The organism is Spirosoma endbachense, assembly GCF_010233585.1.
Taxonomy (GTDB): domain Bacteria; phylum Bacteroidota; class Bacteroidia; order Cytophagales; family Spirosomataceae; genus Spirosoma; species Spirosoma endbachense.
On record NZ_CP045997.1, the window covers coordinates 9,586,494 to 9,598,722 of the forward strand.

The 12,229-nt window shown below is 45.0% G+C and carries 11 protein-coding genes and 1 pseudogene; 2 read left to right on the top strand and 10 right to left on the bottom strand.

Going from position 1 to position 12,229, the window contains the following annotated elements; all coding sequences use genetic code 11:
• Positions 1-297: 297 nt before the first annotated feature.
• Positions 298-1,173, bottom strand: coding sequence for a helix-turn-helix domain-containing protein (locus tag GJR95_RS38565; protein WP_162390932.1), 876 nt, complete (start codon positions 1,171-1,173; stop codon positions 298-300).
• Between the two features lie 525 nt (positions 1,174-1,698).
• Between GJR95_RS38565 and GJR95_RS38570 the strand changes: the two are divergent.
• Positions 1,699-2,628 (top strand): annotated as a pseudogene (locus GJR95_RS38570) (alpha-L-fucosidase); the annotation flags it as partial.
• Positions 2,629-2,651: 23 nt separating this feature from the next.
• Here GJR95_RS38570 and GJR95_RS42925 read toward each other — a convergent pair.
• The 4 genes from GJR95_RS42925 to GJR95_RS38590 all read right to left on the bottom strand — a co-directional run bounded on the left by GJR95_RS42925 (position 2,652) and on the right by GJR95_RS38590 (position 5,546).
• Positions 2,652-2,867 (bottom strand): integrase core domain-containing protein, encoded by a 216-nt coding sequence (locus GJR95_RS42925; protein WP_162392024.1) that lies wholly within the window; start codon positions 2,865-2,867, stop codon positions 2,652-2,654.
• 204 nt (positions 2,868-3,071) lie between these two features.
• The gene (locus GJR95_RS38580) at positions 3,072-3,392 is read right to left on the bottom strand and encodes an IS3 family transposase (RefSeq protein ID WP_162390933.1); all 321 of its coding nucleotides are present in this window, start codon (positions 3,390-3,392) and stop codon (positions 3,072-3,074) included.
• A gap of 269 nt (positions 3,393-3,661) precedes the next feature.
• Positions 3,662-5,023: an IS110 family RNA-guided transposase gene (locus tag GJR95_RS38585; protein ID WP_162390934.1), complete on the bottom strand. Its 1,362-nt coding sequence runs from the start codon at positions 5,021-5,023 to the stop codon at positions 3,662-3,664.
• Positions 5,024-5,264: 241 nt separating this feature from the next.
• On the bottom strand, positions 5,265-5,546 hold the full coding sequence (locus GJR95_RS38590) for a transposase (protein ID WP_162390935.1): 282 nt from the start codon (positions 5,544-5,546) through the stop codon (positions 5,265-5,267).
• 270 nt (positions 5,547-5,816) lie between these two features.
• Here GJR95_RS38590 and nhaD point away from each other — a divergent pair, with 270 nt between their 5' ends.
• Entirely contained in the window at positions 5,817-7,112 is a 1,296-nt protein-coding gene (gene nhaD, locus GJR95_RS38595) for a sodium:proton antiporter NhaD (RefSeq protein WP_162390936.1), read from the top strand.
• Between the two features lie 490 nt (positions 7,113-7,602).
• Here the strand turns inward: nhaD and GJR95_RS38600 are convergent, their stop codons facing one another.
• The 5 genes from GJR95_RS38600 to GJR95_RS38620 all read right to left on the bottom strand — a co-directional run bounded on the left by GJR95_RS38600 (position 7,603) and on the right by GJR95_RS38620 (position 12,027).
• Positions 7,603-7,995, bottom strand: coding sequence for a limonene-1,2-epoxide hydrolase family protein (locus tag GJR95_RS38600; RefSeq protein WP_162390937.1), 393 nt, complete (start codon positions 7,993-7,995; stop codon positions 7,603-7,605).
• Between the two features lie 141 nt (positions 7,996-8,136).
• Positions 8,137-8,868: an SDR family oxidoreductase gene (locus GJR95_RS38605; protein WP_162390938.1), complete on the bottom strand. Its 732-nt coding sequence runs from the start codon at positions 8,866-8,868 to the stop codon at positions 8,137-8,139.
• Positions 8,869-8,995: 127 nt separating this feature from the next.
• Entirely contained in the window at positions 8,996-9,907 is a 912-nt protein-coding gene (locus GJR95_RS38610; protein WP_162390939.1) for a helix-turn-helix domain-containing protein, read from the bottom strand.
• A 91-nt stretch (positions 9,908-9,998) separates the two neighbouring features.
• Positions 9,999-10,919 (bottom strand): helix-turn-helix domain-containing protein, encoded by a 921-nt coding sequence (locus GJR95_RS38615; protein WP_162390940.1) that lies wholly within the window; start codon positions 10,917-10,919, stop codon positions 9,999-10,001.
• Positions 10,920-11,028: 109 nt separating this feature from the next.
• Complete coding sequence (locus GJR95_RS38620; RefSeq protein WP_162390941.1) at positions 11,029-12,027, bottom strand: aldo/keto reductase; 999 nt, start codon at positions 12,025-12,027, stop codon at positions 11,029-11,031.
• Between the last annotated feature and the right edge of the window lie 202 nt (positions 12,028-12,229).

The window sequence follows — 12,229 nt, forward strand, 5'->3', positions numbered from 1 at the left end:
GCCATCAAGGTCTGGCTAGAAAAACACCTGCTGAGGTGTACTGTACTCCTTTGCAAGTCGACGTAGAATCGGAAAACCTCAATTAAAAAAAGCAAAAACTGGTCCTAAATATAGGGAGCACTATATTGGGCGGCCCAGCTTAATAGTGGGGAATCGTATGGCAAGGATCGCCCAGCTATTTCGTTACTATGCATTAATAAACAACCCGCTCAATTGGATAATCTCGTAAAAAGGCTGAGTTAACTAAACACAAATTAGTCAAACTATCTTAGGGTAATACAGCCCAAGCAGATATTGTCAGGTATGATTTAGCTGCTTGCGATAGATTCCTGGCGGCAAAGACGTTATCTTCTTAAATGTCCGGGTAAAATGGGAAAGACCTTCAAATCCCGTAAGTGCCGCAATTTCAGAAAGGGAAGACTGGCTAGTGGCCATAATATGTACGGCCCGTTCAATTCGTTTTTCATTAATAAACGTTAGTGGGCGCGTCCCGGTATGCTTCCCAAATAATCGGGAAAAATACTCTGGATTCAGATGTACCCTTTCGGCTAAACGTTTTACCGTTAGGGGTAAGTGCAAGTTGACCAGAATAAAACGCATAGTGTCCAGAATCGTAATAGGAACTTCGACCGCTTCCCGGGCGGATAGCAACTCTGGAACAGCAAACCGTGATAATAATTGAAGCAGGATGCCTTGGGTCTCCAAAAAGAGGTCAAACTTCTGCTGATTGTTGAGTTCCTGGTATTCCTTGTAATAAATGTTCTTTTCGTACACCAAAGGGTTATCAGACCGATTAATACCCCTACCTGGGTTGATTTCTACCAAGCGTTTAAAATTTAGCACGTCGATTTCGCTGGCCTTCACTCTAGAGATAAGTCGGCTAGCTAAGAATAGGGAGGTACCATCAGCGGATTCTTCGAAGAACTGAACAAAGTATTGACTAAGGTAACTTTCACAGATTAGGTTACAGAGTGTATAACTAGGAATAATGTATAAATAACCCGCTTCCAGCTTAAGCGTTTTGGCATGATCAAATAGTTTCCCCTCTCCTTCATCAATGTAATAAATGCGGTGATAAGGGCTGATGACATTTTTGTAGTTCCACCGAGAATCCAGTTTGACCCAATCGACATTGAGCAGCGATAAAGTATGCTTCAAAAAACGCTTATTCATTAGTCAGTACAAAATTGGCATAAAACTAGGGAAAGTCTGTTTTATATAGAAAAAAGTCTGTTTTGGTATAATCTAACTCTTTGCTTGACGCTAGTTTTGTTAATGAATCGATAAGGTCAAAATACGAACATTAGATGAGCTTGTTTATCTATATCAATGGAAGAAGCTCGTAGCGGGCTAGTTATAAGCGTTTCCCTCGGCTCGATAACGGCTACGTTTTGTCAGATCAACGATGCCCTGCTCTCAAGTAGTGGCGGTCTGCCTAAGCGAAGACAAAACCCAAAATGGCAACTTATGGATCAGGTTTATGGAATGGAATGAAGAATCCTACACCCGAAAATCACTCGTAACAAAACAAATATGACGTTCCGTTTCAATTATCCACCTACTGGTCGTATTGGAAATAGACACCTTCTCGTGCTAATTTTTTGCTTGGTAGGTTTAACTAGTAACACCTATGCCCAGGTTAAGGCTCCTCAACCAGTCGGGCCAGTTCCCAACGAAAACCAGTTGCGCTGGCAGAAAATGGAATACTACGCCTTTATCCATTTTTCGATCAATACCTATACCGATATGGCCTGGGGCTTGGGCAACGAAGATCTTAAGTTGTTTAACCCGACCAAACTGGATTGCAGGCAGTGGGCCCGAATTTGCAAAGAGGCAGGCATGAAAGGTATTATTTTCACGGCTAAACACCATAGCGGGTTTTGTCTGTGGCCGTCAAAGTATACCGAATACTCTGTCAAAAATATCCCCTGGCAAAGCGGGAAAGCCGATATTGTGCGGGAGATGGCCAATGCCTGCAAAGAATATGGCCTGAAATTCGGAGTGTATTTGTCGCCCTGGGACAGAAATCACCCTGACTATGGAAAGCCTGCCTACATTACCTACTTCCGCAACCAGTTGCAGGAATTACTGACCAACTACGGGGAAATTTTTGAAGTCTGGTTTGATGGCGCGAATGGCGGATCAGGTTATTATGGCGGGGCCAACGAAACCCGTAAGATTGACGCTAAAACGTACTACGACTGGCCCAATACCTATAAACTGGTGCGTAAACTCCAGCCCAACATTGTCATCTGGAATGACGGAGGTGATCGAGCGGACCTTCGCTGGGTAGGCACCGAAGCGGGGTATGTAGGTGAAACTAACTGGAGTCTGTTAAAGGCAACGGGCGAGGTGCCGGAACAGATGTTGCGTCATGGTGTCGAAAATGGCAATGCCTGGGTGCCAGCAGAAGTAAACACCTCGATTCGACCCGAATGGTTCTACCACGAACGGGAAGATAGAAAAGTGAAAACCTTGCCCCAACTGATGGATATTTATTACCACTCCATTGGGCGAAACGCGACGTTACTGCTCAATTTCCCAATCATGCCGAATGGCCTGATTCATGAAAAAGACGAAAAAGCGGTACAGGCCTTCGCTAAAGCGACCAAGGAAGCGTTTGGACTTGCAACAGTATACTGGAGATTTTTTCAAGCAGCCATCTGAGAGGTGTAAAAATAAGATTCCTGTTGAGTAGGAGTTCGGTAATTCAAGCTTGAATGTTTCCGCCGACGATTGTACCAACCCTCGATATACTCGAAGGTGGCCAACCGGGCTGCGGCCCGCGTCGGAAAGTCAACATGGTTAACCAATTCGCTTTTAAATGTTTTGAAAAAGCTCTCAACTACTGCATTGTCCCATCGGATCGCCGAAGCGACAGTTGCCTTTACGGCTCATGCTCTGTACGACGGGCAAGCCCTTTAGATGCCCCAGAAATTCATTGCAGGCATACTGGACACCACGATCTGACCGGGCTGCCGGCGCAGTGAAATAGAAGTTTACCGTCTATGCTCCTGTTTTTGAGAGCCATACGCCAGGCTGCTACGCTCGTATCCGCAGCTTTCAGTCCATCACTCAATGCCCATCCGATTACTTTTCGGTCTGCCAAATCCAGCACGGCTGTCAGGTATAACCAACCCTCGCCGGTCGGAATGTAGCGGGGCGGCCCGTGCCGTGATATCTGACACCCACTTCTGACCTGGCTTATCTGCTGTGAATTCTCGGTTTAACAGGTTTTTAACTATCGGATAATCGTGAGATGAGTCGGTAGTCTGAACACGATATTTTTTATACATGATGCTGCGAATGGCCGCTTTGTGCATCAATCGGGCCACCCGATTACGTGATGTCTTTACGCCCCGCTCCCGCAATTCATCAGCGATCCGGGCCACCGTGGCGCGGGACTACCGTACCGAGACTCGCTCTGGGCATGTACCTGTCGAATATCGTCCAGCAACTGAGCTTGTTTTAGTTGCCTAATGCCAACCGGATGCTTGCGCCAATAATAGTACCCACTACTACTGACTTTCAGTACCTTACACATCCTCTCAACGGGAAATTGATTGGCATGTTCCGCTACAAATCGGAATATTTCCCACGGTCCGCCGCGCGGTCGCCCCTGGAGAAGATGCCGACTGCCTTTTTTCTGTACAACTCACTACTAGGTTACTGATAATGAATGCTTTAAAAACAGCTTCTCCAGCTCCTCTTTGGTTAGTTGAAGGGCATGTAATTTCTTATCCAGGTGCTTCAACTTCATCGCCTTCTGCTTCTCATTGCTTAATTCCATCTGGTTCTTTTGGTAGGGTTCGGCTTTAACAATCATGTTCCAAATAATAACAGCCAACTTTCTAGCCGTCGCGATAATGGCAGCCAGGCGGCCTTTTTTGAAGGCAATACGCTTGAAGAAAGGTGTCAGCTCGTGATCTTTCTGATTGCCAATCGAGTTGGCCGCATGGCGCAGTGCTTTAGCGATATGATTCTTCCCCGATGGAGTTCGATTGCCAATGACCTTGCCTCCGCTGATTTTGTTATTGGGTACCAGTCCTAACCAGCAGGCAAAACCTTTAGCCGTCGGAAACTTGTGTATATCATGACCTAGGCTGGTCAGCAAACATAAAACAGCGTTGTAACTAATGCCTGATATGGCAAATAGGTCGGTTCTGAAATATTGGTAGGCCAGATGAGATAGATTAAAGCTAGGGGCATGTTTACCAGCTCTCTTTCGGTTAGTTTTCAGTTGCTTCTTCTCATCTATTGAAACCTCGACCTCAGGAGCATACTTGACCAGAAAGGTTTCAATAACCTGGTCGCATTCTTTGATCTTCCGTTCATACAGACGGTAAAAATCCAGAGAAGCCTGTAATTCAAATAACAGTTCTTCCCGCCACCAGCCTTGCAGGGCATCGGCAATCTCTTGTCGCGACTTTTTGACCCGATGACTGACCAGTGACACTAAGTGTTCGGGTTCACGCTGTCCAGCTAGGATGGCCTCAATAACAGCCATACCTGACTGGCCAGTGATGTCATTAATCACCACATCCAAACGGATGTTCATCAGCCGCAATGCTTTCTGCATTTTGTTGCTGTAGCGGGCCGACTGTTGAACCAAATGCAGGTGATGGTAATAATAGGTACGTAACTGCTGGAAGGTGTCACTCAGTAATAAACTGCCTGATAATAGGCCCAGCGAATGTAGCTTCTGAATCCAGATGCAGTCAATTACATCGGTTTTTCTGCCCTTTACGTTTTTAGTCTGGTTACCGCCTACCAGTAACACGTTAAAACCTGCATGCTGGAGCGCACTAAACAACGTTTGCCAATAACTGCCAGTGCTTTCCATAGCGATGGTGGTTACGCCATGTTGGCGCAAATGGTTGATCATCTCTTGATGATCTTTGGTGTACACCCCAAATTCACGCACATTGTCTTTATTCTGGTCAATAGCCACCAGATGAGTGCGCGAACCGACATCAATCCCCGCAGCCTGGGGATTAATAATGTTGAACGATAGCTGGTTCATACCTATTGGACATTAATGGTTAATGACTTCCAGGAAGCGTATCGGGACTGTAAAATTTTTCTGTGGGGGATTCGCCAAAGCGATCACCAATCAATTCACCAAATGCCTTCCGAGTAGGAAAGCATGGTACGCTCCAGCTCAGATTTTAGTAAGGACTTTAAAAGTACCAGTAAAAGCGGGGAGCTTGGTTCTGAAAGTCAGCCAAAAATAGGGTTTTGGGCTGATACAAAAGTTGTTAAGACTATTCAACAGCGGATGCGCTGTACAGTGATTTTAGTATATCGCGCTCAAGCTGAGCGTCTTTCAGCTCTTTCTGAAGTCGTTTGATCAGCTTCTGATCCTCGCTCAGCTCGGGGGCCGCAGTTGCAGATTGACCAGGGCTTTTGTGGCTTTGTCGCCATTTGGTAATCCGGCTCGAATCAATGCCGAGTTCACGAGCGGCTTCCTGCACGGAGCCTTTGGCGTGGGATAACTCAACGGCCATTTGTTTGAATGCCAGGTCAAATACACGTCTTTTCTTCATGGGTACTTTTGGGTTTGTTCCCAAATGTGCCTAAAATCCGTCTCCAGTCAAATGTAGCAAGTTCAGGTATTCGAGCGATCGTTAAGAACTCGCGCAGGAGTCGCTAAAACTAATCGAGGTTATTGCTAAAATCGAGCGTTTACGTGAGACAGTAATCTTTTTTAATATCTATCCAATGTAATTCATCGCATACTCATTCATGTAGTATAATCTAAGGATTTTCTAATCGAACCTAGGAACTTGCCTCTCATAGCCTAGCTTGTAATACATATGATTACAACTATAACCATCATTTTTGTTCTGGGCTATCTCTTAATCACGCTTGAACATCCCATCCGCTTCAACAAGACAGCTACGGCATTAATTACTGGTGTACTTTGCTGGATCATCTACGTTCTCTCGGCTACTGCTCCCGAACCTGTCTTAGAGCATCTAAGCCATCATCTCATTGAGATTGCTCAAATCCTGTTCTTTCTTTTGGGAGCAATGACCATTGTCGAGTTAATTGACATTCATGATGGCTTTACCATCATTACTGATCGCATTGCCACCCGTAATCCTAAAGTGCTGTTATGGCTTATCAGTGGGCTCACGTTCATCCTCTCTGCCTTACTCGATAATTTGGCCTCCGCCATTGTTATGGTTTCGGTTACCCGAAAGCTCGTCAAGAATGTAGAAGAGCGTAAACTCATAGCCGGCATGATTATCATTGCCGCTAATGCCGGAGGAGCTTGGTCACCCATTGGCGATGTGACCACCACGATGCTATGGATTGGAGGGCAAGTGTCCACCACGACTATCATTAGCCAATTGTTTCTGCCCAGCTTGATCTGTCTACTGGCTCCTTTACTGTGGTTAAGTGCGTCTTTTAAGCCTTCACTATCAACAGGCTCCTCAAATCAGAAGGGAGTTAGCCGACCGTATGTTACCTCTATTCAACGGCGTGACCGGCGCATTGTGTTTGCGGCTGGATTAACCGCCATTGTCATGGTGCCAATTATTAAGACGGTGACTCACTTGCCTCCTTACATGCCCATGTTATTGGCGTTAGGTATGGTTTGGGGCATCTCGGAGATCATTCATGCCGACAAAGATGAGCAGGACCGAAAGCGTTACACAGCCGCTTATGCATTGAGTAAAGTGGATGTTCCAAGTATTTTGTTCTTTCTGGGCATTTTGTTAGCAGTGGGAACGCTAGAATCAACTGGTGCTTTAACCACAGTCGCTGCTAGTCTCAATAAGTGGATTGGTGATTTAGACTTAATTGTGTTATTAATTGGCGTAGCTTCAGCCATCGTTGACAACGTCCCGATTGTAGCCGCCATGATGGGTATGTATGATCTAAACACCTATCCGATAGATGCCAAGTTGTGGGAGTTTTTGGCCTACACGGCTGGTACAGGAGGCAGCTTATTAGTAATTGGTTCAGCGGCTGGGGTAGCCGTGATGGGGATGGAGAAATTAGAATTCGGCTGGTATTTACGACGCATCAGCGGACTAGCTTTGTTAGGATACATAGCTGGTGCCTTAGTTTATCTAGGTATTTATGCGCTCAGTCATCACTAAATATTGCTAGCGTATGCTGGTGTACTGCAGGGAGCAACGGTAGAAGTTGTGCTAAATAACTCCTCAAAAAGGCGTTGATTTTATCGCTATGCAGGTGTTTAACCAAACGCCCGATTATAGATACCCAAATCGATATTCGTCTCGGGAGGGAGCATTTACTGAGAAACAAATCAGATCATGTGTAACTGGAAAACACATCATCCGATCTGTTGCATCCATGGTCTACGGTCTACGTGGTAGATTTCATCAGGGGGCGCTTATTCGCCACAACCATACTACATGACTTACAATCACCCAGTAATCCGGGAAACGGTCATTTGGACAATCTTTATCTGGCCAGTTTAAACATATTCGTCGGGAAAATGTAGGCAAAGACTTAACTAACAGAGAAACGATATGGTACCAATAGGGTCGCCTTACTGATTGATGGTAGCTATACCAACGCTGACTCATCTTGGCAGAACAGCAGCGAAAAGTGCGCTTGCGTGGGTTACGCGAGTGAGCGCATGAGCTGCTGCTGCGCTGCGTTGGCCGAGTCGAAATAGTCCCGCCAGACGGTGATAGCGCCCTCCTCAATGGTAAGCGTTCCCATTACCGGTACCGTCAGGGTAGTGCCGTTGGCATGTCTAAAGTTATCAATCCGCTCGTTGAGCACCACATTGCCGACGGCGGCAAGATGAACGATTTCCCAGTTCGCCTGCAAGGTCGTACCGATACCGGCATCGACATTGAACTTTCGGACAGCCTCGCGGCCGATAAGGTCGGGGGTAGGAAAATTTTGGTAAATGACATCAGGCGAGAGCATGGCGAGTGCGTCTTCCATCCGATTGGCCTGCCAATGGGCGAAGAAGGTTTCTGCGACTTCGAGAGGTGTGTTGGACATGTTGCTTTTTTAGTGAAGTAAAAATAATTAGTGCCGAGCCGATAGATAATGGCGGCTTTGACGAATTGTTAGAAAGGCGACCTGACCGGTTATTAATTTACTGGCCGCGTGAGGTAGTGGGCTGCACTAGGCGGCAACCGCCTACCAAGGCAACGTCTCACCCGCCTGAGAAAATGTACCAGCCGGTCCGTTTTCGTCCATCAATGCTAGTGCCACACCGCTTTTCGCCCCATCTTCTGGCGTAAGTGGTGCCTGGTCTGAGCCAATTGATGTTTTTACCCAACCCGGATTTACTGCATTTACCTTGATTTTAGTATTGCCCAGGGCGTTTGCCAAAAACACGGTAAACTGGTTCAAGGCTGTTTTTGACGCGCTGTAAGCATAAGGTTTCAAGGCATATAACCAATGGGTTTCATCAAGATGAACACCAAAGGAGCCTGAAACGCTGCTAATATTCACGATTCGCCCGGCTTCACTTTTTCTAATCGCTGGCAGTAATGATTGCGTTAGCTCAACCGTACCGAAATAATTGATGTCGAATGTATCACGCAACGTTTTTAAGGGTACAGTTTCGGTGTTATTCCCAAACCAGGCACTATCCAGGAATACCGCTGCATTGTTGATTAGAATATCCAGCTTACCAAATTCACGGTCAATATAGTTTTTGATATTTTCTATATCATGGGAAACACTAATATCAAGTTTGACGAATGTCACATCTAATGACTGCGCACGTAAAATCTCCTCTGCCTTTTTTCCTTCCGTTTCATTTCTTGCTCCTAACAGGACTTTAATATCATGCTGGGCAAGTTGTTTAGCTGTCTCAAAACCGATGCCTTTGTTGGCCCCTGTTACTAATGCTATTTTTGTCATTTCGCAAAGTGTTCTAATTACAATGCAAAGATGAAGCAGATCAACGAGGCCGTGTTAGCCTAAATAAAACCAATCCTTACTAAAATCAAACTTCTACGTAAGTAGTTATTAATCAGACTAAAACTAGTTATTTTATTGTTTTCCTGTAAGCTGTCGGTGAAACCAGTACGTGTTTCTTGAAAAACAAATTGAAGTGCGATGCCTGCTCGAAACCCAGGGAGCTGGCAATCTCCACAATATTCCAGTTCGTTACCTTCAATAAAATTTTCGCTTCCTGAACGATTCGTGCCGCTATGATTTCGCTTACCGTTCTGCCTTTCGATCGTTTCACCTGTCGGTTTAAATAATTGGGATGTAATGACAGGTCATCGGCAAAATCCTTTGCCGTTTTTAATCGGAGGGTACTCTGGGCAGATTCTATAGGAAACTGTGATTCCAGCAACCGTATAAAGGAACAGGCTATTTCCTCAGTCGTGTTATTCTTTTTTATGTAGGAACTGACCGGATCAAGCTTTTGAGCATTGAAAATCAGCTCGAGCAAATAGGTACGTTGCAGGTTTTCCTTGAAATCGCCGTTTTCGTGTTTCTCGTCAAACAGTTTGGTATAAATTTCAACGAAGTTTTTTGTTTGTTCATTGGTCAATGAATAAATAGTCTGCCTCCCTGGTTTGTAAATAGGGAAGTCAAGCAACCGGTACCCACTATTACTTTTTGTAATAAAATCCTCTTTAAATAGACAGCTTATTCCTGCATACACGCCTTCTGCTGCCTGTATGCCAAAGGGTATTTTAGTGCTGGTAAATAGTAATGAATTGCCTGATACATCAATCTGTTTTTCGTCAAATTCAAGCGTATAGTTACCTTGTAGAAGGGTAACTGTATAAAACGTTTTTCTCGAATAATCTAACGATAAGGGGGTATTGTTGTCCACCATACTCAGATCCAGTATCTCAAAATTCTCTACATCCCTTTTGTTTGTTAGAGTAGATATTTGCTCAATATTCCTGAGTCCAGGAATTGTAGTTGTGTCTGTTTGCATGGGGCTACGTGATGCGCTTATTCGATGATTTTTACGTGTCTGATGGGTAAGGAACACGTTATCAGGAGAAAATAGTCAACCATTATTACTTTTAGTTGAAGGAAGCCCGATACTCGAGGGGTGACACGTTGGTTTTGTTCTTAAACAACTTATTCAGAGACTGGGGGTATTCAAAGCCAAGCATAAAAGCGATCTCACCCACCGACAGTGAAGTCGTTGTTAGTATCTCTTTTGTTTTCTCAATGAGCCGGTTCTGAATGTGCTGTTTAGCGTTCATCCCCGTTTGTGTTTTTAGCAGGTCACTCAGGTATTTCGAGGAAAAATTTAGCTGATCGGCCAGGAGCTGCACACTTGGAGACCCCGATTCAGCTAAGTGATCTTCGCTGAAATGCTCATCAAGCAACGTTTCAAATTTTGTTAATACGTCGAAACTTGCCGGTTTTCGAGTGATAAATTGCCGGTGATAGAAGCGGTTTGCATAGTTCAATAACAAATCGATGTGAGAAATAATCAGATCCTGAGAAAACGTGTCGATTGATGAATTAATCTCACGGGAAAGATTTTCCATGATCCCCATAATCAACTGTTCTTCTGTATCGGACAGATGCAACGCTTCATGAACAGCGTAGGAAAAAAAATTGTACTGCCTGATTTTGGCCGCTAATAGGTAACCATTAAAAAAATCAGGATGTATAAACAACGAATAGCCCTCCACCTGGGTTGACCCGTCGGCATCCACTTTTAATACTTGCCCCGGTGCTTGGAATGTCATCACACCTTCGTCAAAGTCATAGTGTTGTTGACCATATTTGACTTTCCAGTCGAAGTTCTTTTTGAGGTTGATACTATAAAAAGAGTAAGCAAAAGCCTGTTCGAGTATATCTACTTGAATAGAAATGGTTTTTAGATCAATTACGCTGACGAGCGGGTGTGCTGGTTTGGGCAGGCCGAGCCATTTATGGATAGCAGAAATTGACGGGATAATATGCGGTGGTACTGGCTGATTTTTCATAGATCTATAAAATGACAGCAGTGACTCAGGTAAGTCACTACTGTGTACAGGCTATACGTTTATCGGTAATCTCTGACGGTAGACAACCAGCGATTATCTACTGTTTTTCTTACAAGTACCGGCTGCCGGTTTCTGTCTCAATCGGTACGATCGCTTCTAGCCGTTCCAGATCGTTGTCGGTCAAATCCATTTGAGCCCCGGCAATATTCTGCTCGATGTAGTTTACTTTTTTCGTTCCTGGAATGGGAACAACTCCTTTCGCAATCACCCAGGCTAACGCGAGTTGGGCAACAGTCAGGCCTTTTTCTGTGGCCAGGGTTTCCACCTCGTTGATTAAGACCAAATTTTTATCCAGTTGCCCATCTTTAAACTTGCCGAACTGTTTGCGGAAGTCATCATCGGCTAACTCGCTGTTTGACTGAATTTTACCCGTTGCCAGGCCACGGCTCAACGGTGAGTAGGCGACCATGCCGACCCCTAGTTCTGCTACTGTTGCCAGTACTCCTGCCCGTTCCGTTTCCCGCTCAAACAGGGAGTATTCATTCTGTACCGCCGAAATCGGATGCACCGCATAGGCTTTACGAATCGTTTCTGAATCGACTTCCGAAATGCCTATATAGTTGATTTTCCCTTCTTTCACCAGTTCAGCCATAGCACCTATCGTTTCTTCGATAGGAACAGCAGGGTCTTGCCGGTGCATGTAATATAGGTCAATATAGTCAGTACCTAGGTTTTTCAGCGAGCGTTCAACGGCTTTTCGCATGTATTCTTTCCGGTTGTTGATAACTGGATAATTGTTGGCCAGCACCATTTGCCCGTTATCATCAATTTCAAAGCCAAACTTGGTGGCAATGATATACTTATCCCGTTGTCCCTTGATAGCCTTTCCGACAAGCCGTTCGTTGACTAGAGGGCCATATAAATCGGACGTGTCTAGAAAATTGCCTCCCAATTCGAGCGAACGGTGAATGGTTGCAATCGAATCTTCGTCATTTGCCTTCCCGTAGGTATCGGCACCCATCAGTTGACTCATACCCATGCAACCCAGGCCAATCCGAGGAACGATTAACCCTTGATTGCCTAATGCTACTTGTTTGATAGCTTCCATGTGATTTGTCGTACTGCGACGTTTAATTTGTTTCACAAAATTCCGCCGAAATCGAGCCCCGACTGTATCCGTATTTCCGAAATATGTGTCCAGTTTTCAGGTATATAAGTTAATTCAAAGAGCTGGGGTATCAGCATTCTGACAAAACTTACCATCAACTGGATCAAGTCTTTAATTTACTGATCTATAAAAATTGGATTAA